Here is a 23018-nt window from a genome sequence, read left to right on the forward strand (position 1 = left end):
TCAAGATTCTGCCGTACGTCCGTCCGGCCGCACAGAGACCGAGGTCACATTTATCTTTTTGTTACATTACTCTGAGTGACCGATCATCGGTCAAAAAGCGATCTCCGCAGGTCGAATCCCCGCTCGTCAGCGCGGAAGTTACCGCTTCGTACCCGGTCAGAGCGTTGATCTCATTGGAAACGCTCCCATTACGGGCGGTTACGCAAATGCGACATGCATGTGCGATCTGCGGACACCTCTTTTAGACCGACACCCATCGATGTGGACAAAGGCCCCACCCGGACTGCGACCAGGGTTACGGTGGCACCACGGCGGGAATGCGATGGGGTACGCCCGAGTTCCACCAGACGTAGCTGTTCCGCGTGATCGGAGAGACTCACATGGCAACCGTCGAGCTGACCACGGCTAATTTCGACCAGGTGACCGAGGGCAACGGCATCGTGCTGGTTGACTTCTGGGCCGACTGGTGCGGTCCCTGCAAGCGGTTCGCTCCGGTCTACGAGCGATCGTCCGACAAGCATGCGGACATCACCTTTGGCAAGGTCGACACCGAGGCGCAGCAGGAACTCGCCGCCAAGTTCGACATCCGGTCCATCCCGACCATCATGGCGATCCGCGACGGCGTGATCGTCTTCGCTCAGCCGGGTGCGCTGCCGGAGTCGGCCCTGGAAAACCTGATCGAGCAGGTTCAGGCGCTCGACATGGACGACGTGCGCAAGAAGCTCGCCGAGCACAAGCACTGATCTCACAGACACGATGGCCGGGCCCGCTACGGGCCCGGCCATCGTGCTTCCTACTACTCCCACCAGGACGCCGGGCCTCGTCACAGCTGGGACACGGCCCGTCGATCAGGCCGCTTGAACGCGCGCCGGTGCCGTATCTTCAGCGGACGATGGATGTGTTGACGAGCCGCGGCCGTACGGCGCGGGTGGCGGTGACGGCACTCGGCCTCGCCGTCCTGCTCGCCGGCACGGTCTGGGGGGTGGACGACCACTTCCCGTTCGGCCCCTTCCGGATGTACTCCACCTCCGATCCGGCCGACGCGGACGCCCCGGACACCCGGGTCGAAGGAGTCGACCTCCGCGGCAACCTCGTCGACCTGGGCGAGGCAGCGACCGGCATCCGCCGAGCCGAGATCGAAGGCCAGCAGAGCCGGTACGTCGCCGATCCCAGCCGGTTGCGCGAGATCGCCGAGGCGTACGACCGGCGCCATCCCGACGCACCGGAACTGGCCGAGGTCCGGATCATCATCCGGTGGCACGACATCACCGACCGTCGGCCCACCGGCCGGTGGGCCGACGAGACCGTCGTCCGCTGGCAGGTCACCCGATGAGTCGCTGGCTCACCGAAGCGGTGCCACGCGGTCGGGTTGCCGCGTTCCGCACGCTGGTCTACCTGTTCGTCGCCGCCGACCTGGTCGTCTTCACCCCCTGGGTACGCGACCGTGTCGACGTGCCCGGCAACCTCTACCAACCGCTCTTCGTCGGGCGGGTACTGCCGCTGCCCACCCCCACCGCGACGCTGGTGAGCGTGATCTTCTGGGCCCTACTGCTCCTGGCCCTGCTCGCCGCGACCGGACGGGCCCCCCGACTGCTCGGCTGGACGGTCTTCGCGCTCTACCTGGAGTGGATGATCATCGCGATGAGCTACGGCAAGGTGGACCACGACCGGTTCGCCCTGCTCGTCGCGCTGGCCGTGCTGCCCACCGCGGGCCGGGCGCGGCACGGCGACCCGACCAGGACGGAGTCCGGCGGCTGGGCGCTGCGGGTCACCCAGATCTCGGTGGTCTGCACCTACTTCCTGGCCGCCTGGGCGAAGTTCCGCTTCGGCGGCCTGGACTGGGCGACCGGCTCGGTGCTCGCCAAGGCGATCATCCGACGCGGCACCGACCTGGCGGACCTGATCGCGCAGGTGCCCCACCTGCTGCTCGTCGCCCAGTTCGGCATCCTCGCCTTCGAACTGCTCAGCCCCCTGGTCTTCGTGCTGCCCGAGCGCTGGCGGCTCGCCATGGTCGGCTTCTTCTACTCGTTCCACCTGGTGACGATCGCGACCATCACCATCTCGTTCGCACCACACCTGGTCGCCATGACCAGCTTCCTGCCACTGGAGAAGGTCCGCCCGGTGATCGCGCTGCGACGGCTGCTGGCCCGCAGGTCCACGCTCGACAAGCGAAGGCTCAACCCGGACCCACTGCCGGCCGACACTCCGTCGAACAGCCGCTCCCCAGCGGCCGATGCCCCGCCTGTTGATGCTCAGCTGAGCGGGCGCGCGGACACCGCACCGATCACGGAGGACACCGGACCGGGTGGCGCGTTGACGACCCGCACGGTGCCGCCGGCCGGCACCGCCGCGCCCGTGAAGACACGACGCGGTGGCGGCGAGCCGGTGCCGGACCCGACAGCGCCCTGACCGGTCCACGATCCGTGCTCGGCACGAGACCCGGGCCGACAAGCAGCCGAACCGTGGCCGCCTCAACCACCGAGGGCATCGACAGCCGCGTTACGGGCGTCGCCCCGTAGACCTTGGACAGTTTCCGTTCGCGCTTAACGGAAACTGTCCAAGATTGCGCCGCGCGAGCCGTAGCGCGCGGGCGGGCGGTCCGCCCTGGCGAGGTGTCAGCCAGCGGATGGGCCGTAGAGGCGGTCCCGGGTCTCCTGGGGCAGGGAGCAGGCGGCCGTACCGCCGGGCATCCGGTGCCGGTTGCGGGCCACCCAGCGGTACACGGGCCAGGCGGCGGCGCGTACCGGCGGAATTCGTAGCCCCGCCCCGGCGATCCGCCACCCACGGCCGCTGCTGGTGAGCAGCGCGGCGATGGCGTCCGGGCCGGCGGCCTGGCGGCCATCGGCACCGACCCACTGCACCGCCTCCTCGCACTCCGCCTCGGTCAGACCGAGGCGGTCGAGATCGGCGAACTGCCAGGGCACCACCCGGGCGTCGGTCGGGATGCGGCGCTCGATGAACTCCGCGCAGCGGGTGCAGAAGGCGCAGTCCCCGTCGTAGACGAAGGTCGACATACCCTCATCCTGCCCCCAGCGTCGGCTACCCCACACCCGAGTGTCCGGCGAGTCACTTGCACGTCGATAGCACATGTGTTCGAATACTGGCCATGCGCTGGGACAACCTCACCGCTCCCCCGGTCGAGGGAGTTCCCGGACGGGCAGCGCCAGCGACGCCACCCCTGCCGCTGGCGCTGCCCGATGCGGTCGTCCGCACCTTCGACACCCCCGATTTCGCCGGCATGACCTTCTACGAGGTACGCGCCAAGTCGATCCTCAACAAGGTCCCGGGCACCTCCCGCGTCCCATTCGAGTGGACCGTCAACCCGTACCGGGGATGCAGTCATGCATGTTCTTACTGCCTGTCAGGGGACACTCCAATCCTGATGGCCGACGGAGGCATCAGGCCGATACGCGATCTGGAGGTGGGCGACCGCATCTACGGAACCGAACGGCAAGGTGCCTACCGTCGGTACGTGGTGACCACCGTCCTGGCCAAGTGGTCGACGACGAAGCTCGCCTACCGGCTCACGCTCGAGGACGGCACGACACTTGTCGCGAGCGGCGACCACCGCTTCCTGACCGAACGGGGCTGGAAGCACGTCACGGGCACCATGCAAGGCGACGGCCAGCGGCCCTACCTGACCACGAACAACCGCCTGATCGGCACCGGGCAATTCGCAGCGGGACCGAAGGAGAACGACGCCTACCGAAAGGGCTATCTCAGCGGCATGATTCGTGGGGACGGCAACCTCGGCACCTACGTCTACCCGTACGGCGTCGTGCACAGGTTCCGGCTCGCACTGGCCGACGAGGAGGCGCTGCACCGCACCCAGCAGTATCTGTGGGCGTTCGGAGTAGAGACGACACGGTTCTCCTTCACACCTGCGAGTTCACACCGCAGAGCGATGGAAGCGATCCGCTCCTCCAAGGCAGCGGATGTCGACACCATTCGAAGACTCATCACGTGGCCCGCGCAACCCGACGATGACTGGTACCGAGGTTTCCTCGCCGGCATCTTCGACGCCGAAGGGAGTTGCAGCCGGGGGATCCTGCGGATCTCGAATACTGACGACGCCATGCTGACCCGGACAGCGGACGCGTTACGTCACTTCGACCTGTCCGCCGTCCTTGAGGACCGTGGGCTGGCCAACCGGGTCCGCACCGTGCGGCTGACGGGTGGCCTCGCTGCACGTCTGCGGTTCTTCCACCTGACCGGCCCTGCCATCAGCCGCAAACGGTCGATCGAGGGGGCTGCGGTGAAATGCCAGGCCAGGCTCCGGGTCACCGCGATCGAATCTCTCGGATTGGAGCTTCCCCTGTGGGACATCACCACGGGCACCGGTGACTTCGTCGCCGACGGGGTGGTGAGCCACAACTGCTTTGCCCGGAACACCCACACGTACCTTGACTTCGACGCCGGGGCGGACTTCGACAGCCGGGTGGTCGTCAAGGTCAACGCGGGTGAGCTGCTGCGTCGTGAGCTGGCCGCGCCGCGCTGGCGCGGCGCGCACGTGGCGATGGGCACGAACGTCGACTGCTACCAGCGGGCCGAGGGGCGTTACCGGCTCATGCCGCCGATCATCGAGGCGCTGCGCGACTTCGCCAACCCGTTCTCGATCCTGACCAAGGGCACGCTGATCCAGCGTGACCTGCCGCTGCTGCGGCAGGCGGCCGAGGTCGCGCGGGTGGGCGTCTCCTTCTCTGTCGGTTTCCTCGACGAGCGACTGTGGCGCTCGGTCGAGCCCGGCACGCCGAGTCCACGCCGCCGGCTCGACGCGGTACGCCGGTTCACCGACGCCGGCTTCGAGGTGGGCGTACTGATGGCGCCGATCCTGCCCGGTCTCTCCGACTCGGACGAATCCATCGAGGCCACCGTGGCGGCGATCGCCGCCGCGGGCGCGGCCAGCGTGACGCCGCTTGCGCTGCACCTGCGCCCCGGCGCGCGCGAGTGGTACGCGCGGTGGCTCGGGCGGGAGCACCCCCGGCTGGTTCCGCGCTACCGGGAGCTGTTCCGGGCGGGCGCGTACGCGCCGCAGTCCTACCAGCGGGAGCTGACCGCCCGGGTCCGCATCGCCGCCCGCCGGCACGGGCTGATCCGGTCCGAGACCGGCGAACACCGTGCTGCCCCGCAGCCCGCACCAGCACCGGAGCAGCTGAGCCTGCTCTGAACCAGGGGAGGCCAAGCCGCTCCGGAAAGGTCGATCCGGGGCAGCCCGACGGCGACGCGGCTACAGTCGTCGGATGCGTTCCGCCAAGCAGATCCTCGCCGACGCCGCCGTGATCGCCGTCGTCGGCGCGTCCCGCGATCCGTTCAAGGCTGCTCACCGCGTACCGCTGGAGATGCAGCGGCATGGCTGGCGCATCATTCCGGTCAACCCGACCGCCGACGAGCTCTTCGGCGAGCCGGTGTACCGGTCCCTGGCCGACATCCCGCACCCGGTCGATCTGGTCGACGTCTTCCGGCCGGCCGACGACGCCGTCGATGTGGTGCGGCAGGCGGTGGCGATCGGCGCCCCGGCGGTGTGGTTGCAGCTCGGCATCGTCTCGCCGCAGGCCCGGCGGATCGCCGAGGAGGCCGGCATCGACTACGTGGAGGACCGCTGCCTGATCGTGGAGCGGGCCGCCGCCGGGCTGACCCGGCGGAGCTGAGCGCTCAGAGCTTGTACTCGCGGAGCAGGCCCCGGGAGATGATCGTCTTTTGGATCTCCGAGGTGCCCTCGCCGATGAGCAGGAACGGTGCCTCCCGCATCAGCCGCTCGATCTCGTACTCCTTGGAGTAGCCGTAACCGCCGTGGATGCGGAACGCCTCCTGGACGACCTCGGCGCAGTACTCCGAGGCGAGCAGCTTCGCCATCCCGGCCTCGACGTCGTTGCGCTGGCCGGCGTCCTTGAGCCGGGCCGCGTTGACCATCAGGGCGTGCGCGGCCTCGATCTTCGTACCCATCTCGGCCAGCTTGAAGGCGATGGCCTGGTGCTTCGCGAGCGGCTCACCGAAGGTGCGGCGCTGCTGGGCGTACCCGACGGCCAGCTCGAAGGCCCGGATGGAGATGCCGCAGGCCCGGGCGGCGACGTTGACCCGGCCGACCTCGATGCCGTCCATCATCTGGTAGAAGCCCCGGCCCACCTGGTCGGCACCGCCGAGGACGGCGCTGTCGGGGACGGTGACCCCGTCGAGCACCATCTCGGTGGTCTCGACGCCCTTGTAACCCATCTTCTCGATCTTGCCGGGGATGGTCAGGCCCGGGGCGGTCTCGCCGAAGCCGGGCTCCTTCTCCAGCAGGAAGGTGCTCATGTTGCCGTAGACCGTGTCGGCGCCGGTCTCGGTCCGGACCAGGGTGGCCACCACCGACGAGTACGCGCCGTTCGTCAGCCACATCTTCTGGCCGTCGACGACGAAGCGGTCGCCGTCGCGGACCGCCCTCGATTTGATCGCCGAGACGTCGGAGCCGCACTCCGGTTCCGACATCGAGAAGGCGCCGCGCACCTCGCCGGCGGCCATCCTCGGCAGCAGCCGGGCCCGCTGTTCGGCGGAGCCGTGCTGGGAGATCAGGTACGCCACGATGAAGTGTGTGTTGACGATGCCGGAGATCGACATCCAGCCCCGGGAGAGTTCCTCCACCACCAGGGCGTAGGTCAGCAGGGACTCGCCGAGACCGCCGTACTCCTCGGCGATGGTGAGCCCGAACAGGCCCATCTCCTTCATGCCGTCGAGGATGTCGGCCGGGTACTCGTCGGCGTGCTCCAGGCGTTGCGCGTGCGGAATGATCTCCTTGTTCGCGAACTCCCGGACGGTCTCCAGGATCGACTGCTGCTCGTCGGTCAGGCCGGGCGTCTGCGCGAGTCGAGCCATCTCAGCCTCCGGAAAGTCGGCGCACCTACTCACTGGTAACTAAACGCTCGATCAGTATCGTCGCCCCGGCCGGGACGGCCAAGGTGAGCAGTCCACACAACCGCTGTGAAAAGCTTCACCGCTGCGGGTAGCGTCCCGCACAGAGGGCCTTCCCACCAGGGCGGACGGGCCGCGCGGGACCCGTAGGTCGGTACGGAGGAGGAGAGCGTGGGCCAACCACCGGAGCCGGACCAGCCACCGTCGCCCTACGAGCCACCGCCCGGCGGGCAGCAGCCGCAGTACGGCCAACCGTACGGGCAGCAGGGCGAACAACCGGCGTACGGGCAGCCGTCGTACGAGCATCCGGGGCAGCCGCCGCACGGCCAGCAGTGGGGTCAGCAACCGCCGTACGCCCCACAGGTTCCCTACGGGCAGTACGGACCGCCGGCCGGCCAGGGCGGCGGACGCGGCACCAACGTGCTGGCCATCCTGTCGCTGGTCTTCGCCTTCGTCTTCGCCCCCGCCGGCATCGCCCTCGGTCACCTGGCCAAGCGGCAACTGCGTACCAGTGGCGAGGACGGCGATCAGCTGGCCACCTGGGGCCTGATCCTCAGTTACATCTTCACCGGCCTCTTCCTGCTGGCCTGCTGCGGCTGGCTGGCACTGGCGATCTGGGCCGGCTCCGATGGCACCAGCACCTGAGCGCGTTCAGCGGAACTGAGCCTCCCGGACGCTGTTGCCGCCGTCGACCACAAGCATCTGCCCGGTGATGTACGACGCGGCCGGCGAGCAGAGAAACGTGATCGCCGCGGCCACCTCGTCGGGGGTGCCGGGGCGTCCAACCGGCGTGCCCAGGCCCTGTTTGATCTCGGCCATGGTCGAGGCCGCGGTGTAGATGGTGCCCGGGGCCACCGCGTTGACCGTCACCCCGTCGGCGATCATCTCCATGGCCAGCGCCCGGGTCAGGCCCACCACGCCCGCCTTGGCCGCCGCGTACGCCGCCTCGGTGGGCAGCGCGTTGACCGGACCGGCGGTGGCGGCCAGGTTCACGATCCGACCCCAACCGCGCTCGGCCATACCGACGATGAAGGCCCGGCTGCACAGGAAGGCGGTGGTCAGGTTCCGGTCGATCTCGCCCTGCCACTCGTCGTAGCTGAGCTGCGCTACCGGGCGCAGCACCTCCGGGCTGGCCCGGCTGGCCAGGCCGGCGTTGTTGACCAGCACCTCGACATCACCGAGTTGCTCGGCCACCGCATCGGCCAGCGCGCCCACCTCCGACTCGTCGGTGAGGTCGGCGACGAAACCGGTCACCCCGAGTTCCCCGGCCCGCTCGTGAATGCGCCGGGTGGTCGACACGATCGCCACCCGGGCGCCGAGGTCGGACAGTCGGCGAGCGGTGGCGTACCCGATGCCGTCCGGGCTGCCCGCTCCCGTCACCAGTGCGACCTTGCCGTCAAGCCGCATGGTCACCGGTTCCGGCAGCGGCGCCGGAGCGTCCTGGTCGCCGGGTTCCGGTGCCGCGGCAGGGCGTGGCCGCCGGCTCATGCCCGGTCGGCTGACGTCCCGTCTCGGTCTGTTGCCGGAACGGTCCGCCGCGCGCGCGTCAATCCCCATGCCGAGATCCTGCCCTTCCCGCCGCTGTCGGGCAACGCGCCCCCGGTGCCGGGCGCGTCGCGGGGTGCGCGGCGGTGACTACCCTGACTGCGCCACATCATCGCGACGGAAGAGAAGCCCGATGACGCAACCCCCGCCGGCCGGCGGCTGGCCCGACCCCGCATCGACCGGCCAGCCGTCCGGCCCACCCGCCGACCCGACCCTGCCGGTCAGCCCGCAGCCACCGATTCCACCCCAGCCGTCCGGATACGAGCCGTATCAGCCGCCGGCCGACCCGTACGCCGGGATGAAGTCGGACCCGGCCACCGCGCCGTACCCGCCGGCCGGTTACCCGCCGGCTCAGCCCGCCGGTTACCCGCCGACGCCGCCCGGCTACCCGCCGGCTCAGCCTGGCTACGGCTATCCCCCACCCGGGTACGGCTACCCGCAGCAGAAGACGAACACCATGGCGATCGTCGCCCTGGTCCTCTCCCTGATCGGAATCGGCTCATGTATCACCGCCCCGGTCGGCGCGATCATGGGGCATGTGGCCATGCGCCAGATCCGAGAGACCGGTGAGAGCGGCGAGGGGATGGCCAAGGCCGCCATCATCGTCGGATGGATCCTCACCGGCCTGCTCGCGCTGGTGATCATCGGCTACGCCATCGCGATCGCTTTCGCCATCGCGAACTCGTCCTCCACCACCTGACCAGCGACGCCCGCCCCGGCCGAGGTCGGGGCGGGCGCGGGGTGAGTGGTACGGCTACTCGGCCGGCGGCTCGAACGTCGTGGTGCGGGTCATGCCGGCGGCCCGGCCCTTTGCGGCGATCACCAGCGCCATCTTGCGGGAAGCCTCGTCGATCATCTCGTCGCCGAGCATCACCGCGCCCAGTCGGCCACCCGCCTCCGAGGTGTAGTGCTGGTACGCGTCGAGGATCAGCTCGGCGTGGTCGTAGTCGGCCTGAGCCGGCGAGTAGACCTCGTTCGCGGCTTCGATCTGCCCGGGGTGCAGCACCCACTTGCCGTCGAAGCCGAGTGCCGCCGACCGCTTCGCCACCTCGCGGAACGCGTCGGTGTCCCGGATCTGCAGGAACGGGCCGTCGATTGCCTGCTTGTCGTGCATCCGAGCGGCCATCAGGATGCGCATCAGGATGTAGTGGTACGGGTCGCCCGGGTAATCGGGAATGAGGGCACCGACCACAAGCGACCTCATGTTGATCGAGGCCATGAAGTCGGCCGGCCCGAAGATGATCGTTTCGACGCGTGGCGACGCGGCGGCGATGCTGTCGACGTTGACCAGGCCGGCAGCGTTCTCGATCTGCGCCTCGATGCCGATCCGGCCCACCTCCAGGCCGAGGGTCTTCTCCAGCTGGGTGAGGGTCATGTCCAGCCACTGCACCTGCGCCGCGTTCTGCACCTTCGGCAGCATCACGCAGTCGAGGTTGGCCCCCGCCCCCTCCACCACGTCGATGACGTCCCGGTACGTCCACGGGGTGGTGAGGTCGTTGACCCGGACGACCCGGGTCTTGCCGGCCCAGTCGCCCTCGTTGAGCGCGGCCACGATGTTCTTGCGGGCGTCCGGCTTGGCGAGTGGGGCGACCGCGTCCTCCAGGTCGAGGAAGACCTGATCGGCCGGGAGACCCTGGGCCTTGCCGAGCATCTTGACGCTCGATCCGGGCACGGCCAGGCAGGACCGGCGGGGACGCCCAACAACGGCCATCGGCGGCGCTCCTTCCGGGTACGGCAGGTCCGCCGTCCCTTACTTAACGATCCCAAAGGTGCTTGTGACGCCACGGTAACCTCGTGCCGTGACCGCGGTGAATGGACCTGTGGAAGATGTCACTGGCCCTCGACTGGTCGTGATCACCGGAGCGAGTTCCGGCATCGGATTGGCCGCCGCCATCGGTCTCGCCTGCCGGGGTGACCGGGTCGTCCTGGTGGGCCGGGATCCGGCCCGGCTGCGGGCTGCCGCCGACGAGGTCCGCGAAGCCTCCGGGGAGCGGCCCGAGGTGTTCCGCGCCGACTTCGCCGTGCTCGACGACGTCCGGCAGCTGGCCGAGCGGCTGCGCGCCGCGTACGACCGGATCGACGTGCTCGCCAACAACGCCGGCGCGATCGTGCTTCAGCCGATCACCACGGTTGACGGTTTCGAGCTGTCCGTCCAGGCCAATCACCTGGCCCCCTTCCTGCTCACGAACCTGCTGGTCGACCGGGTACGCCGAATCGTGGTAACCGCCTCCGGCGCGCACCGCAGCGGCATGCTCGACCCGAACGACCTCAACGCGCCGCTGCGCCGCTACCGCCCGATATCCGCGTACGGCACCAGCAAGCAGGCGAACATCCTGTTCACCGCCGAGGCGGCCCGGCGATGGCCGCAGGTCGACTCGTACTGCTTCCACCCGGGGGTGGTGCGGACCCGCTTCGGCAACGACAGCCGGATTGTCGCCCTGGGCATGCGTCTGCTGCCGTTCCGCAGCCCGACCAAGGGCGCGCAGACGCTGGTGTGGCTGGCCAACCAGGACCGGTCCCGGTTGACCAACGGTGGTTACTACTTCGACTGCCGGCCGCGCCGCCCGTGGCCCAAGGCGGCCGATCCGCGGCTCGCGGCGCGACTCTGGGCGGCCAGCGCCGACGCGGTGGGCCTCCCGGACTGACGGCACCAGCGGCGCACCGGCCTGCGACCGCATCCTTCGGTCTGCCACCGCGACGGCGGGGCAACCGGGTCGCGACGGGGGCGGAAGATTGCGATACTCCGCGCCATGACCGTCACGGAGGGCGTCAACCTACGGGTGCTCGGCAAGGACGAGGAGCTGGCCGCCCGGCTCGATGCCGAGCTGACCACCTTCAACCAGCGGGCTACCGGCGCCGCCGACGAGGCGGCGCTGTCCGTCCGGGTCACCGACGCGGACGGCGAGCTGGTTGCCGGGTTGACCGGCTGGAGTTGGGGCACCTGCGCCGGGATCAACATGGTCTGGGTCCGTGCTGATCGCCGGGGCGAAGGCTGGGGCGGCCGGTTGCTCGCGGCGGCCGAACAGGAGGCCCGACGACGCGGCTGCACCGAGATCTCGGTCGCCTCGTTCTCGTTCCAGGCCCCGGGCTTCTACCGCCGGCACGGCTACCTGGACACCGGCCGGCGGGAGGGCATCCCGGGCGGCCACGTCGACCACCAGTTCTGGAAGTCGCTGGTCACCGACCCGGCCGCCGCGGTGCGCCTGGTCGCGCTGGTGGAGCTGCCCGACGGCGCGGTCGAGGCCGGGCAACGGTACGAGGACACCGTGCTCGCGCTGCTGCCACGGCACGGCGGGCGGCTGGAACGGCGGCTACGCACCGGCGACGGGCGTACCGAGGTCCACGTCATCCGGTTCGACACCCGGGCCGGCTACGAGGCGTTCCTCGCCGACCCGGAGCGGACCGCGCTGCGCGCGACGCTGGGCGACGCCGCGCCGCATACCCGGGTGCTTGAGGTGCACGAGGTCTGACCGGGCAATGCGCGGGTACGAGGCAGCATCTTCCCCGAACTTGCCGCCAGGGCGCGGGCGTGAGGCAGCATCATCCCCGAAGCTGCTGGCAGAGGCTGCGCCCATCAGGGCGATCGCCTACCTGCGCGAACTCGGCACGGCGAAGCGGGCCCGGCCGGAGGTTGAACGACACGCTCAGTCGCGGACCGGGGCGGCGTCCGCCGGCACCGCCGTGCTGACCCGGGTCGCACGCCGGGCCGTACGGGCGCTGGACAACACCACCACGGCCACACCGACCAGCAGCAGCGACAGGCCGGGCAGGGTCACCGGGTCGGGCAGCTGACCCAGCCATGCCCAGCCGATCAGTGCGGCACCCGGTGCCTCCAGCAGGATCAGCACGCTGACCGTGGTGGCCGAGACCCGCCGCAGCGCGTAGCTGAACATCGAGTGGCCGAGCAGTTGCGCCCCGCCGACCAGGGCGAGCACGGCCAGCCAGGTGCCGGTGTCGAAGCCGCTCAGCGGCACCCCGCCGACCAGGCAGACCACCAGCAGGATCAGCCCACACACGCTGTAGCAGATGGTGGTGTAGGTGGCGTTGCTGACGGTGACCCGGGCACGTTCCCCCAGCGCGGTGTACACCGCCGCGAACAGTCCACCGGTCAGCGCCAGCAGATCGCCCGCGAAGGCCTGGCCGGAGACCGTGAAGTCGGCGCCGGTCGCCAGCACCGCCCCGGCCACCGCCACCCCGATGCCGGCCCAGACACCCACCGGCAGCCGGCGGCCCTGGGCCCGGGCGATCAGCCCCTGCCAGACCGGCTGGGTGGCCACCAGCGCCGTTGCCGCGGCCACCGAGGTGAGCTTCGCACTCGGCATCCAGGTGGCGAAGTGCGCCGCCAGCGCCACCCCGGACAGGACACAGAACATGCCCTCGCGACGGCCGACGCCGGTGGCCACGAAGCGGAACTCGGACCGTCGGCGGGTCAGCGCGAACGGACTCAGCACGGCGACCGCCAGCACGTTGCGCCAGAACGCGACCGCCAGGGCGGGCGCGGCGGCAAAGGCGATCAACGGCGCGGATGACGACACGGCGAAGACGGCCACGGCAAGTGCCGCGCCGGTCACCAGGTCGAGCGGCGGACGGTGAGGTACGGGTGCCACGAGGTGCAATCTTCACACGTCACCGGGGCGCCACTTTCCGTCAACGTTCGGTTACGATCAGCGCGTCCTCATCAGGGCTCCTCCCCATCCGCCCGGAGGCGTTCCCATGCCCAGGTTCCGGGCGGTGCTGTTCGACTTCTTCGGCACGTTGACCCGTCCGGTCCAGCGTGGCGAGGGTCACCTCAGCACCGCCGAACTGCTCGGCTGCCCGCTGGCCACCTTCCTTGAGGTGCTCGACCGCACCTTCTACGACCGCGCCAGCGGGCGCTTCGACACGGTCGAGGCGACCCTGCGCTGGGTGTGCGAGCAGGCTGGCGTACACCCTCCGGCGGAGGCGTTGCGGGCTGCTGCCGCCGCCCGGCACCAGGCCGTACGCGCGGACACCCGGTTGCGGGACGAGGCCGTGCCGACCCTGCGGTCGCTGCGGCGACGGGGCATACGAACCGGCGTGATCAGTGACTGCACCCATGAGCTGCCGGCCTTCCTGCCCGAGCTGGCGATCGCCCCGCTGCTCGACGTCCGGGTGTTCTCCGTGCAGGTGGGGCGATGCAAGCCGGACGCGAGCCTCTATCTGGCCGCCTGCGCGCGGCTGGGCCTGTCTCCGGCAGACTGCCTCTACGTGGGTGACGGTGGCAGCCAGGAGTTGACCGGCGCGCAGCGCGCCGGTCTGAGCGCGGCCCGGCTCGCCTCGCCCGACCTCGCCGACCATCTGGTGTTCAATCTCGACGCCGCCTGGGCCGGCCGGACACTGGGGTCCCTCCGCGAGGTGGTCGACCTGGTCGACGAGGCTCCCAGCCCGGTCGGCGCACCGTGGTAGCCACGCACGTGCCCCAGGCCGGCGTCGCCTCGGCCGACGGCGGGTCAGCGACGCCGGACACGGTGCAGCCGGAACGGACGGCGAGTGGCCCGGACGGCCGGCGTCGGTCGGGGCGGCTCGGCCAGCGACCCGGCCGGTAGCTCGCCACCGTGCGTCGGCTGGCCGACCGGCGCGAGCCGCACCAGGGCGCAGCCGTCGGCGGCCCAGCGGGCGACGAGTTCGGTGGTCGGTCCGGGCGCGTTCAGCCGTTTGGCCCCTACCAGCGGGGCGAGCGTGTCCCACTGCTCGGTGCCGGGTGTCAGCCGGCTGACCCGCGCCGGCCAGGTGACGATCCGACCCCCGTGGTCACCGCGCATGGTCACCTGGGCCTCGTCGGCCTCGGCCAGCCCGGGCGCGGCCTGCTCGCCAGGGCCGCTCACCACGAACAGCGCCGCTTCCAGGGGTACGCACCACAGGGCGACTGGCGGGCGACCCGCCACCGCGACCCAGGCCACCGAGGCCTTCTTCATCGCCTCGTCGACCAGGGGGTGGTTCTCGCGCTCGTCGGTCACCGCGGCATCCTCTCGCATCCGGGCCGGTCCGCGTCGGCCGTCAGCCGACGAACGGCGGGACGAGGATCTCCCCCCGGGCCACCGGCATCACCTGACCTGCGACGCTCGTGCCGACCGCCACACCGCCGGCTGCGGTCACGGCGCAGGCCAGCGAGGACGGTCGGCCCATCTCCACGCCCTGCCGGACGGTGTACGACGATCGTCCCTCGCCGGGCAACAGGCCGCTGGCGACCAGCCACACCCCGAGACCGAGCGCGGCCGACCCGGTAGCCGGATCCTCGGGTACGCCGAGACCTGGGACGAAGACCCGGGCGTGCGCGGTTTGGGTCGCCGGGTTCCAGGAGAAGACGCTGACATGCTCGATGCCGTACCGCCCGGCCGCCACCGGGTTCACCTGCGCCCGGGCGAGGGCGTCGGGGCGTACCGGCAGGAACGGGAACTCCAGGCCGCAGCCGGCGACCCGCGGCGCTGGACCGGGATGGTCCTCAGCGCCGAGCCCGACCATCTCCAGCAGCGGCTCCGGCTCCAGCTCGGGCCCGAGGGTGGGGCTGCCGCCGGTCAGGATGGCGGCACCGTCGCTCACCTCGATCGGCAGCACGCCGGCACCGCATTCCTGGTTGACCTGCCCGGTCGGGAACATGCCCCGGCGAGCGGCGGTGACCGCGGCGCCGACGCTGGGGTGGCCGGCGAACGGCAACTCATCGACCGGCGTGAAGATCCGGGCCCGGTAGGTGGCGCCGACCTGAGTGGCGGGCAGCACGAAGACCGTCTCCGACAGGTTGAACTCGCGGGCCAGAGCCTGCATCTGGTCGGTCGCCAGCCCGTCAGCACCGAAGACCACCGCGAGCGGGTTCCCGGCGTACGGACGGTCGGTGAAGACGTCCACGATCTCGTAAGCCAAGGTCGACATGTTGATAGACACTAGGCCCTCCGGGCGTACGCCGGGGTCACTGCCGGGCCGTGCCGGCCCTGGACCATCGCCGACCGGGTCATCGGCCTACCCCCTAGGCTGGTGCCCGTGAGCACGCCGACCCGGGTCTACATCGCCCGACTTGCCGGAGTCGCCGTCTTCGACCCCAACGGCGACCAGGTCGGCCGGGTACGCGACGCGGTGGCCCGGCTGCGCGCGAGCCAACGGCCGCCCGAGGTCGTGGGTCTGGTTGCCGAGATGCCGATGCGCCGACGGATCTTCCTCTCCATCAACCGGATCACCTCGATCGACGCCGACGCCATCGTGCTGGGCAGTGGCACGTTGAACCTGCGCCGGTTCGAGAAGCGGCCCAACGAGTTGCTCGTCCTTCAGGAACTGCTGGACCGCCGGGTTCAGGTCGCCCCGGAGGGCCGGGCGGCGTCGGTGGTCGACGTGGCGATGGAGTGCAGTCGTAGTGGTGAGTGGTCACTGACCCGGGTGGCGGTCCGCGAGCAGACCGGTCGGTTGGCCCGCCGGGGCCACCTGCATCAGGTCGAGTGGAACCAGGTACGCGGGCTCAGCGGGGTGGCGGAGACCCGGGGTACGGCCAACCTGCTCGCCGTACTGGAGGACATGCGTCCGGCGGACCTGGCCAACGCGCTACAGGATCTGCCCGACGCGCGGCGTAACGAGGTCGCGGCGGCCCTGGACGACGAGCGGCTCGCCGACGTGCTCAGCGAACTGCCCGAGCACGACCAGGTGGAGATCCTCGCCGCGCTGGACCGCGAGCGGGCCGCCGACATCCTGGAGGAGATGGATCCGGACGACGCCGCCGATCTGCTCGGTGAGCTGCCGCCGCCGGAACAGGACGTGCTGCTCGACCTGATGGAGCCGGACGAGGCCGATTCGGTACGGCAGTTGCTGAAGTACACGCCGGGCACGGCGGGCAGCGTGATGACGTCCGAACCGGTCATCCTGCCCCCGGACGCGACGGTGGCGGAGGCCCTCGCGCGGATCCGGGAGCCACAGCTCTCCCCGGCGGTGGCCGCGCAGGTGTTCGTGACCCGGGCGCCGATGGCCACGCCAACCGGTCGCTACCTGGGCATGGTGCACTTCCAGCGGCTGCTCCGGGAGCCCCCGGCGGATCTGCTCGGCGGGGTGGTGGTCAACGACATTGATCCGCTGCGCCCGACCACCCCACTGCCGGAGATCACCCGTCGGATGGCCACCTACGATCTGGTGGCCATGCCGGTGATCGACCGGAACAACCGGCTGGTGGGCGCCGTCACCGTCGACGACGTGTTGGATCACTCACTGCCGCGGGACTGGCGGGACCGGGACGCGGCACCGAGCGGCCTACCGAACGGGGCGACGACCCCGACCGCTCCGGAACCGGCGACGGACGGTGGCCATGACTGAGCAACGGCGCGCGGAGCGGCTGGACCTGCCACGGGAGCCCCGGGGATTCAAGCTGCCCCGGGTGGACCAGGAGACGTTCGGACGCTGGGCCGAGGGCATCGCCCGTGGCATGGGTACGGCGAACTTCATCGTCTACATGACGCTGGTGATCAGCGCGTGGTTCCTCTGGAACACCCTCGCCCCGGCGGGGATGCGTTTCGACCCGTACACCTTCACCTTCCTCACCCTGGTGCTCTCCATCCAGGCGTCGTACGCGGCGCCGCTGATCCTGCTGGCACAGAACCGCCAGGCCGACCGCGACCGGGTGGCGATGGAGGAGGATCGGCGCCGGGCGACCATGCAGAAGGCCGACACGGAGTACCTGGCCCGGGAGATCGCCGCGCTGCGGATCGCGCTGGGCGAGGTGGCCACCCGGGACTTCGTCCGCTCCGAGCTGACCCGGCTCGCCGAGGAGTTGGACGAGGCGGCGCAGCGGCGTCAGCGGCTGGAACGCCGGCACCGGGACGACCCCGGCGCCCGGACCGGCGGTGACGGGTTGGATGAACCCCGCGACGAGGTGGACGGCGACCAACCGGGTGACCGTCGTCACGACCGGGCGACCTCCCACCGCCCGGAGAGCTGATCGACTCGCTCACACCACTGTGACCGGCACCGGCGGCGGCCCGCTGCCGACGTAGCATTACGGGCATGTCAGCTCCCGTCAGCACCGTCAACGACGCCGTCATGGCCGCCCTGGCCACCGTCAACGACCCGGAGATCCGCCGGCCGATCACCGAACTCGGCATGGTGCGTTCCGCCGAGGTCGGCGAGGACGGCGTGGTCCTGGTCGAGTTGTTGCTGACCGTGGCCGGTTGTCCGCTGAAGGACAAGCTGCGTTCGGACATCACCGCGGCCGTGGGCGCGGTGCGCGGGGTCAGCCGCGTCGAGATCGAGTTCGGTGTGATGAGCACCGAGCAGCGCCAGGGCCTTCAGGCGAAGCTGCGCGGCGGCGGCGCGACCGAGGAGCCGGTGATTCCGTTCGCCCAGCCCGGCTCCCGCACCCGGGTGTACGCGGTGGCCAGCGGCAAGGGCGGCGTCGGCAAGTCCAGCGTGACGGTCAACCTGGCCGCCGCGCTGGCCGCCCGGGGCCTGTCCGTCGGCGTGGTGGACGCGGACATCTACGGCCACTCCGTGCCGCGGATGCTCGGTGCGGACGGCCGGCCCACCCGGGTCGAAGACATGATCATGCCACCGCAGGCGCACGGGGTGAAGGTCATCTCGATCGGGATGTTCACCGCCGGCAACGCCGCCGTGGTCTGGCGTGGCCCGATGCTGCACCGCGCGTTGCAGCAGTTCCTCGCCGACGTCTACTGGGGCGACCTCGACGTGCTCCTGCTCGACCTGCCGCCGGGCACCGGCGACGTGGCGATCTCCCTGGCCCAGCTGCTGCCGAACGCCGAGATCCTGGTGGTCACCACCCCCCAGGCCGCCGCCGCGGAGGTCGCCGAGAGGGCCGGCGCGATCGCCCTGCAGACCCACCAGCGGGTGGTCGGTGTGATCGAGAACATGTCGTGGCTGGAGCTGCCCGACGGCTCCCGGATGGAGATCTTCGGGGCCGGTGGTGGTCAGACGGTGGCGGATTCGCTTACCCAGACCATCGGCGCGCAGGTGCCACTGCTGGGCCAGGTGCCGCTGGACACCCGGGTCCGGGAGGCGGGCGACGAGGGCAACCCGATCGTGCTCGCCGAGCCGGATTCCCCGGCGTCGAGGGCGCTGGGTCAGGTGGCGGACCGACTCGCCCTGCGCCGCGAGTCCCTGCTCGGCAAGCCGCTGGGCCTCAAGCCGGCCGGGCGCTGATACCGACGGCGGCCCGCACCGGCCCTTCGCTGAGGATGGCGTTCGCGTCGGCCCCGGGCCGACGCCGCCGTTCGCTGAGGCGGCGGCTCGCGACCCGACCCGGTCGTTCGCTACTGCCCCGACCGGTGGTCGTCAGGTGACGTCGTCGTAGCTGACCGCGCGGGGGGCCGGGGCGGGGCTGGCCGTGCTCGCCGGGGCCGGGCCGGGCCGGCGCGGGTCGGCCGCGTTCGCGACATCCTTGAGCTCGTCGTGCACGCCGGTGACGTCCGCTCGCAGGCCGTCGTAGACGCCCTGTAGCGGTTTCCGGATCGCCTGCTCGTCCTCCTCGCTGAGCAGATGCTTGCGGATGAACGCCTTGGGGTGCAGGTCCTCCAACTGGATGTCGGTGCCCAGTTCCTTGCTCAGGTCGGTGGTGGCGCTGCGGGCCATGTTGCGGAGGTTGCGCACCATCCGCAGCCCGTCACTGATCACCACCGGCAGCCGGTCGCCGAAGATCAGCAGCGCCAGCAGCAGCAGCGCTCCGACCTCCCACACGTTCAGGTTCTCGAACATCCTCGGTCCCCCTTCCCCCGGCTACCGCAGCCAGAGTACGCACGTCGGTGCCGCTGCCAGAAGGGGGTGAGAGGTCACTTCGCGTCCGCAGCGAGGGTCACCGAGGCGTTCTGCCGGGTCGAACCCCGGCGGTACTCGACCGTCACCACCGATCCGGGCGCGTATTTGCGGACCAGGGCGATGAGATCGGTCGGCTCGGTCATCGGGCGACCGTTGAGCTTCAGGATCACGTCACCGGCGCGCAGTCCGGCACCAGCGGCCGGTCCGGACGGCTCGACCGTCGCGAGGCGTACGCCGGCGCCGTTGGTGCCCGAGCCCGGCCCGCCGACCTGGGCGCCGATCACCGTACGCCGGGCCTTTCCGGTGCCGATGATGTCCTGGGTGATCCGTTTCGCCTGATTGATCGGGATGGCGAAGGCAAGACCGATGTTGCCGGCCTCCTGCCCCTCGGCGACCAGGGACTTGATCGTGGAGTTGACGCCGATGACCCGCCCCGCCGCGTCGACCAGCGGGCCGCCGGAGTTTCCATGGTTGACCGCGGCGTCGGTCTGGATCGCGGCGTAGTAGCGCGTCGGGCCGCCCGGCTCACCGGCGTGCATCGTCCGGTCCAGGGCGCTGACGATGCCTGCGGTGACCGTGTTCGCCAGCGACAGCGGCGAACCCATCGCCAGCACCGGGTCACCGACGGCCAGGGCGTCGGAGTCGCCGAACTCGACCGGACGCAGCCCGGTGCGGGAGACCTTGATCACGGCGATGTCGGACTCCGCGTCCTGTCCCACCACCGTCGCGGAGGCCGAGCTGCCGTCGTTGAAGATGACCGACGCCTTCCCGGTGCCGCCGGCCACCACGTGATCGTTCGTGATCACGTGCCCGTCGGCACTGGCGATGAAGCCCGAGCCCTCGCTGGTCCCGCCCAGACCGGCGACCCGGACGGTGACCACGCTGGGCAGTACCCGCTCGGCGACGCCAGCCAGCGACTCCGGCGGACGTTGGGCGAGCGTGGGCGCCGCACCGGGGACCGCCCCCAGGACCGTCCCACCGGTGCCGTTACGGATCGCGAACGCGTAGCCGAGCGCACCACCGAGCGCGCCAGCCAGCAGGGCCGTCACCAGCGGAATGAGCAGGAGCTGCTGAAGTCTCGGCCGGCCGACCGCGTCCGGGTCGACGACCGGCTCCGGCTCGCTGCCGACCTCCGGGGCAGCGGGCAGCACCACCGCCGCCGGTGCGTGCGGATCCCGCCACGGATCGGTGAGCGCGTCGGACCACCACGGCGACGCGGCGTTGCCGCCGTCCTGCGGTGTCGCCGGCCCACCGGCCGGCGGATGTCCGGCCGCCGGCTGCCCGGCCGGTGCTCCGCCCACGCCGGGCTGGCGCCAGTCCCAGCCGTCGGTCACTCGGTGCCTCCCACTCCCGTCCCCCGGCATCCACGCGTCCGCGGTCCGGCGCGGGCCACGGGATACCGCTTCCAGGATTGCACGGATGCGCCGCGTGGGGTCAGCGGTTGTCACGGCGGGTGGATGCCCCGCTGCGCTCAGGGCGGGCCGCCTTTAGAGTCACAGTGCCCATCCGCCCTGCGCATCATGCTCGTCGCCCGGAGGTGCCCCATCGCCACGGTCGCCGGTTCCGGCAGTTCGACGAACCCGGCCCTGCAGTTCGCCGAGTCGTACGTCACCGAGGACCTCGTCCTACGGACCGCGCGCAGCCTCGCCCGCGAGGTCGGCCTGGACGCGGTCACCGCGGGCGCGGGTGCCGCGTTGCGCCTGCTCGCCGCCGCCGGCAACGCCCGCGCGGTGGTCGAGATCGGCACCGGCACCGGCGTCAGCGGCGTCTGGCTGCTGCGCGGCATGCGGGCTGCCGGGGTGCTCACCACCATCGACGTCGAGGTGGAGCATCAGCGGATCGCCCGACGCATCTTCGCCGAGGCCGGCTTCGTCGCCGGCCGGACCCGGATCATCACCGGCCGGGCGCTGGACGTCCTGCCTCGGCTCGCCGACGGTGCGTACGACCTGGTCTTCGTCGACGCCGAAGTGGCCGCCTTCCCCGCCTACGTGGACGCCGCGCTCCGGCTGCTGCGGCCGGGCGGAGTGCTGGTGCTCAACGGTGCGCTGGCCGACGGTCGGATCGGCGATCCCGCCGCCCGCGACCAGGAGACGGTCACCGTTCGCGAGACGGTGAAGGCCATCCGCGAGTCGGAGCACTGGATCCCGGCGCTGCTGCCGGTCGGCCACGGGCTGCTGGCCGCGGTGCGCTGCTGAGCCGACGCACCCGGCCGCCTGGCGGGCCGGCAGCCGTACCGAGCGGCCGACAGCGAGGCGGCCGGCCCCGTCATGGGTGCCGTTCAGTCCAGCGCCGCCAACCAGCGCAGCAGCCCGCGTACGCCCCAGCCGGTCGCGCCTCTGGTCAGCTCCGCGTCGGCGCGTTCGCACCAGGAGGGTGCGGACATGTCGATGTGCAGCCAACGGTCGCGCAGGTCGCCGGTGAACTCCCGCAGGTAGAGGGCGGCCAGCACGGAACTGGCGCCCTGTGTCGGCGCGCTGTGCAGGTCGGCCAGGTCGCTGCCGAGGTGCTCGACGTAGTCGTTGGGCAGCGGCATCCGCCAGGCCGACTCGCCGGCTGAGCTGATCGCCGCCAGCAGTTCCTCGGCGAGCTGATCGTTGTCGCTGTAGAGAGCGCCGGTCCGGGTGCCCAACGCCACCGAGTTGGCACCGGTCAGGGTGGCCAGATCGACAAGCAGGTCGGGCTTGAGTTCCTGCACGGCGTACGCCAGCGCGTCGGCGAGGACCAGCCGGCCCTCGGCGTCGGAGTTCGTCGTCTCGCTGGTCAACCCGCCGTAGTGCCGGATGACGTCGCCGGGCCGGAACGCGGCCCCGCTGACCATGTTCTCGGCCAATGGAGCGAGTGTGGTCACCCGAACCGGCAGGCGCAGCGCGGCGACACCGAGGGTGGCCGCGACGACGGCGGCGGCACCCGCCATGTCCTTGCGCATCAGCTTCATCGCCGGCACGGGCTTGATCGAGATACCGCCGGTGTCGAAGGTGATGCCCTTGCCCACCAGGACCACGTGGGTGCGGGCTTCCGCGGGGCGCCAGTCCAGCTCGACCAGGCGGGGGCCGCTGGCCGATCCGCCACCGACGGCGAGGATGCCGCCGAAGCCCTCCGCGGCCAGTTGCTCCGGCTCGCGGACCCGCAGGGTGAGCCCGGGCAGGTCGGCCACGGCCTCGGCGACCTGTTCGGCGAACCACTGCGGGTTCTTCACCGAGGAGGGCATGTTGGTGAGGTCCCGGGCCAGTCGGGTCATTCGGGCGGTGGTCCGCGCCACGGTGACGGCCTGCTCGTACGCCTCGGAGTCGGCGACCGCCAGGTCGACGTCGGTCAGCGTGGGGGCGTCGGTGTCCGCACCGAGCCGGAACCGGTACGACCCCAGCAGCAGCCCCTCGACCAGCCCGCGCACCGCTTCGGGCGCCACCCCGGCCGGCAGGGCGAGTGTGACATGAGTCTCATCTTTGGCCGCGCGGGCCAGCGCCGCACCGCCTGCCCGCCAGGCGGCCTCGTCCGCCGCGCCGATCCCGAGCAACAGCAGTCGGCGGGGAGTACCTCCGGGTCGCAGCTGCGTGTGCACCTCACCAGCCCGGCCGTGCAGGCGCGCCACCGGGATCAGCGCGGCCACCTCGTCGATGATGCCGTCGGGCGGGGCCACTCCGGTCGGCATCGGCTCGGCCTGTGCGTCGTCGGCGGCACCGGGCCGCACGGGCAGGACCAGGGCGCCGAGCCGTTCCGGCTCGGCGGTCAGACGGATGGCGAGCACGCGGAGCCGTACCTCCTGGAGACGGACGCGCGGTGGAACTGCCCGCGCGAGGGTGTGACGGCTCTGAGCCACCGGTGGGACCGATGGCTCA

General features: G+C 71.1%; 24 protein-coding genes. 14 read left to right on the forward strand and 10 right to left on the reverse strand.

Features of this window, described 5'->3' with window-relative positions:
• The first annotated feature begins 380 nt into the window (after positions 1–380).
• The 3 genes from trxA to KBX50_RS15515 all read left to right on the forward strand — a co-directional run bounded on the left by trxA (position 381) and on the right by KBX50_RS15515 (position 2409).
• The gene (gene trxA / locus KBX50_RS15505) at positions 381–743 is read left to right on the forward strand and encodes a thioredoxin (RefSeq protein WP_093408323.1); all 363 of its coding nucleotides are present in this window, start codon (positions 381–383) and stop codon (positions 741–743) included.
• 149 nt (positions 744–892) lie between these two features.
• A complete protein-coding gene (locus KBX50_RS15510; protein WP_210937731.1) occupies positions 893–1333 on the forward strand; it encodes a hypothetical protein in 441 nt (146 codons plus the stop codon).
• The gene (locus KBX50_RS15515) at positions 1330–2409 is read left to right on the forward strand and encodes an HTTM domain-containing protein (RefSeq protein ID WP_247673763.1); all 1080 of its coding nucleotides are present in this window, start codon (positions 1330–1332) and stop codon (positions 2407–2409) included. The genes KBX50_RS15510 and KBX50_RS15515 overlap by 4 nt, the downstream gene beginning before the upstream one ends.
• A gap of 206 nt (positions 2410–2615) precedes the next feature.
• On the opposite strand, the gene KBX50_RS15520 is transcribed toward KBX50_RS15515, so the two are convergent.
• Positions 2616–3014: a thiol-disulfide oxidoreductase DCC family protein gene (locus KBX50_RS15520; RefSeq protein WP_210937732.1), complete on the reverse strand. Its 399-nt coding sequence runs from the start codon at positions 3012–3014 to the stop codon at positions 2616–2618.
• Between the two features lie 92 nt (positions 3015–3106).
• On the opposite strand from KBX50_RS15520, the gene KBX50_RS15525 reads away from it, so the two are divergent.
• On the forward strand, positions 3107–5167 hold the full coding sequence (locus KBX50_RS15525) for an intein-containing Rv2578c family radical SAM protein (protein ID WP_210937733.1): 2061 nt from the start codon (positions 3107–3109) through the stop codon (positions 5165–5167).
• A 73-nt stretch (positions 5168–5240) separates the two neighbouring features.
• Positions 5241–5648 carry a CoA-binding protein gene (locus KBX50_RS15530; RefSeq protein WP_210937734.1) on the forward strand — a complete coding sequence of 136 codons (408 nt, stop codon included), beginning with the start codon at positions 5241–5243 and terminating at the stop codon, positions 5646–5648.
• A 4-nt stretch (positions 5649–5652) separates the two neighbouring features.
• On the opposite strand, the gene KBX50_RS15535 is transcribed toward KBX50_RS15530, so the two are convergent.
• A complete protein-coding gene (locus tag KBX50_RS15535) occupies positions 5653–6849 on the reverse strand; it encodes an acyl-CoA dehydrogenase family protein (RefSeq protein WP_210937735.1) in 1197 nt (398 codons plus the stop codon).
• Positions 6850–7056: 207 nt separating this feature from the next.
• Between KBX50_RS15535 and KBX50_RS15540 the strand changes: the two genes are divergently transcribed.
• Positions 7057–7530: a DUF4190 domain-containing protein gene (locus KBX50_RS15540; protein WP_210937736.1), complete on the forward strand. Its 474-nt coding sequence runs from the start codon at positions 7057–7059 to the stop codon at positions 7528–7530.
• A 6-nt stretch (positions 7531–7536) separates the two neighbouring features.
• On the opposite strand, the gene KBX50_RS15545 is transcribed toward KBX50_RS15540, so the two are convergent.
• The gene (locus tag KBX50_RS15545; protein WP_374224645.1) at positions 7537–8442 is read right to left on the reverse strand and encodes an SDR family NAD(P)-dependent oxidoreductase; all 906 of its coding nucleotides are present in this window, start codon (positions 8440–8442) and stop codon (positions 7537–7539) included.
• Positions 8443–8563: 121 nt separating this feature from the next.
• Here KBX50_RS15545 and KBX50_RS15550 point away from each other — a divergent pair, with 121 nt between their 5' ends.
• On the forward strand, positions 8564–9130 hold the full coding sequence (locus KBX50_RS15550) for a DUF4190 domain-containing protein (RefSeq protein WP_210937737.1): 567 nt from the start codon (positions 8564–8566) through the stop codon (positions 9128–9130).
• 54 nt (positions 9131–9184) lie between these two features.
• Here KBX50_RS15550 and KBX50_RS15555 read toward each other — a convergent pair whose 3' ends face one another.
• Complete coding sequence (locus KBX50_RS15555; protein WP_210937738.1) at positions 9185–10141, reverse strand: CoA ester lyase; 957 nt, start codon at positions 10139–10141, stop codon at positions 9185–9187.
• 109 nt (positions 10142–10250) lie between these two features.
• Between KBX50_RS15555 and KBX50_RS15560 the strand changes: the two genes are divergently transcribed.
• Together KBX50_RS15560 and KBX50_RS15565 are read left to right on the forward strand one after the other, a co-directional pair.
• The gene (locus KBX50_RS15560; RefSeq protein ID WP_210937771.1) at positions 10251–11075 is read left to right on the forward strand and encodes an SDR family NAD(P)-dependent oxidoreductase; all 825 of its coding nucleotides are present in this window, start codon (positions 10251–10253) and stop codon (positions 11073–11075) included.
• A 105-nt stretch (positions 11076–11180) separates the two neighbouring features.
• Entirely contained in the window at positions 11181–11900 is a 720-nt protein-coding gene (locus KBX50_RS15565) for a GNAT family N-acetyltransferase (protein ID WP_210937739.1), read from the forward strand.
• Between the two features lie 174 nt (positions 11901–12074).
• Here the strand turns inward: KBX50_RS15565 and KBX50_RS15570 are convergent, their stop codons facing one another.
• Positions 12075–13037: a DMT family transporter gene (locus KBX50_RS15570; protein WP_210937740.1), complete on the reverse strand. Its 963-nt coding sequence runs from the start codon at positions 13035–13037 to the stop codon at positions 12075–12077.
• Positions 13038–13143: 106 nt separating this feature from the next.
• On the opposite strand from KBX50_RS15570, the gene KBX50_RS15575 reads away from it, so the two are divergent.
• On the forward strand, positions 13144–13854 hold the full coding sequence (locus KBX50_RS15575; RefSeq protein WP_210937741.1) for an HAD family hydrolase: 711 nt from the start codon (positions 13144–13146) through the stop codon (positions 13852–13854).
• Between the two features lie 44 nt (positions 13855–13898).
• Here the strand turns inward: KBX50_RS15575 and KBX50_RS15580 are convergent, their stop codons facing one another.
• Both KBX50_RS15580 and KBX50_RS15585 read right to left on the reverse strand, forming a co-directional pair.
• Positions 13899–14423 (reverse strand): hypothetical protein, encoded by a 525-nt coding sequence (locus KBX50_RS15580; RefSeq protein WP_210937742.1) that lies wholly within the window; start codon positions 14421–14423, stop codon positions 13899–13901.
• Between the two features lie 22 nt (positions 14424–14445).
• The gene (locus tag KBX50_RS15585; RefSeq protein WP_210937743.1) at positions 14446–15315 is read right to left on the reverse strand and encodes a PhzF family phenazine biosynthesis protein; all 870 of its coding nucleotides are present in this window, start codon (positions 15313–15315) and stop codon (positions 14446–14448) included.
• A gap of 108 nt (positions 15316–15423) precedes the next feature.
• On the opposite strand from KBX50_RS15585, the gene KBX50_RS15590 reads away from it, so the two are divergent.
• The 3 genes from KBX50_RS15590 to KBX50_RS15600 all read left to right on the forward strand — a co-directional run bounded on the left by KBX50_RS15590 (position 15424) and on the right by KBX50_RS15600 (position 18570).
• On the forward strand, positions 15424–16734 hold the full coding sequence (locus KBX50_RS15590; protein WP_307870963.1) for a magnesium transporter MgtE N-terminal domain-containing protein: 1311 nt from the start codon (positions 15424–15426) through the stop codon (positions 16732–16734).
• Positions 16727–17356, forward strand: coding sequence for a DUF1003 domain-containing protein (locus tag KBX50_RS15595; RefSeq protein ID WP_210937744.1), 630 nt, complete (start codon positions 16727–16729; stop codon positions 17354–17356). Before KBX50_RS15590 ends, KBX50_RS15595 begins: the two co-directional genes overlap by 8 nt.
• A 65-nt stretch (positions 17357–17421) precedes the next feature.
• Positions 17422–18570: an Mrp/NBP35 family ATP-binding protein gene (locus KBX50_RS15600; RefSeq protein ID WP_210937745.1), complete on the forward strand. Its 1149-nt coding sequence runs from the start codon at positions 17422–17424 to the stop codon at positions 18568–18570.
• Positions 18571–18702: 132 nt separating this feature from the next.
• Here the strand turns inward: KBX50_RS15600 and KBX50_RS15605 are convergent, their stop codons facing one another.
• Together KBX50_RS15605 and KBX50_RS15610 are read right to left on the reverse strand one after the other, a co-directional pair.
• Positions 18703–19122, reverse strand: a complete 420-nt coding sequence (locus KBX50_RS15605; RefSeq protein ID WP_210937746.1) for a preprotein translocase subunit TatB — start codon at positions 19120–19122, stop codon at positions 18703–18705.
• 74 nt (positions 19123–19196) lie between these two features.
• Positions 19197–20516, reverse strand: a complete 1320-nt coding sequence (locus KBX50_RS15610; protein ID WP_210937747.1) for a S1C family serine protease — start codon at positions 20514–20516, stop codon at positions 19197–19199.
• Positions 20517–20702: 186 nt separating this feature from the next.
• Here KBX50_RS15610 and KBX50_RS15615 point away from each other — a divergent pair, with 186 nt between their 5' ends.
• Positions 20703–21377, forward strand: coding sequence for an O-methyltransferase (locus tag KBX50_RS15615; RefSeq protein ID WP_247673765.1), 675 nt, complete (start codon positions 20703–20705; stop codon positions 21375–21377).
• Positions 21378–21460: 83 nt separating this feature from the next.
• Here the strand turns inward: KBX50_RS15615 and KBX50_RS15620 are convergent, their stop codons facing one another.
• The gene (locus KBX50_RS15620; RefSeq protein WP_210937748.1) at positions 21461–22927 is read right to left on the reverse strand and encodes a M17 family metallopeptidase; all 1467 of its coding nucleotides are present in this window, start codon (positions 22925–22927) and stop codon (positions 21461–21463) included.
• Positions 22928–23018 lie beyond the last annotated feature (91 nt).

Source organism: Micromonospora sp. C51 (assembly GCF_018070435.1).
GTDB classification, from domain to species: domain Bacteria; phylum Actinomycetota; class Actinomycetes; order Mycobacteriales; family Micromonosporaceae; genus Micromonospora; species Micromonospora sediminimaris.

Coding starts and splice junctions, on each gene's coding strand:
- trxA (WP_093408323.1), top strand. CDS start 381: ATGGCAACCGTCGAGCTGACCACGGCTAATTTCGACCAGGTGACCGAG.
- KBX50_RS15595 (WP_210937744.1), top strand. CDS start 16,727: ATGACTGAGCAACGGCGCGCGGAGCGGCTGGACCTGCCACGGGAGCCC.
- KBX50_RS15515 (WP_247673763.1), top strand. CDS start 1,330: ATGAGTCGCTGGCTCACCGAAGCGGTGCCACGCGGTCGGGTTGCCGCG.
- KBX50_RS15555 (WP_210937738.1), bottom strand. CDS start 10,141: ATGGCCGTTGTTGGGCGTCCCCGCCGGTCCTGCCTGGCCGTGCCCGGA.
- KBX50_RS15545 (WP_374224645.1), bottom strand. CDS start 8,442: ATGGGGATTGACGCGCGCGCGGCGGACCGTTCCGGCAACAGACCGAGA.
- KBX50_RS15530 (WP_210937734.1), top strand. CDS start 5,241: ATGCGTTCCGCCAAGCAGATCCTCGCCGACGCCGCCGTGATCGCCGTC.
- KBX50_RS15600 (WP_210937745.1), top strand. CDS start 17,422: ATGTCAGCTCCCGTCAGCACCGTCAACGACGCCGTCATGGCCGCCCTG.
- KBX50_RS15580 (WP_210937742.1), bottom strand. CDS start 14,423: ATGCGAGAGGATGCCGCGGTGACCGACGAGCGCGAGAACCACCCCCTG.
- KBX50_RS15525 (WP_210937733.1), top strand. CDS start 3,107: ATGCGCTGGGACAACCTCACCGCTCCCCCGGTCGAGGGAGTTCCCGGA.
- KBX50_RS15510 (WP_210937731.1), top strand. CDS start 893: ATGGATGTGTTGACGAGCCGCGGCCGTACGGCGCGGGTGGCGGTGACG.
- KBX50_RS15565 (WP_210937739.1), top strand. CDS start 11,181: ATGACCGTCACGGAGGGCGTCAACCTACGGGTGCTCGGCAAGGACGAG.
- KBX50_RS15605 (WP_210937746.1), bottom strand. CDS start 19,122: ATGTTCGAGAACCTGAACGTGTGGGAGGTCGGAGCGCTGCTGCTGCTG.
- KBX50_RS15585 (WP_210937743.1), bottom strand. CDS start 15,315: ATGTCGACCTTGGCTTACGAGATCGTGGACGTCTTCACCGACCGTCCG.
- KBX50_RS15535 (WP_210937735.1), bottom strand. CDS start 6,849: ATGGCTCGACTCGCGCAGACGCCCGGCCTGACCGACGAGCAGCAGTCG.
- KBX50_RS15550 (WP_210937737.1), top strand. CDS start 8,564: ATGACGCAACCCCCGCCGGCCGGCGGCTGGCCCGACCCCGCATCGACC.
- KBX50_RS15615 (WP_247673765.1), top strand. CDS start 20,703: ATGCTCGTCGCCCGGAGGTGCCCCATCGCCACGGTCGCCGGTTCCGGC.
- KBX50_RS15520 (WP_210937732.1), bottom strand. CDS start 3,014: ATGTCGACCTTCGTCTACGACGGGGACTGCGCCTTCTGCACCCGCTGC.
- KBX50_RS15575 (WP_210937741.1), top strand. CDS start 13,144: ATGCCCAGGTTCCGGGCGGTGCTGTTCGACTTCTTCGGCACGTTGACC.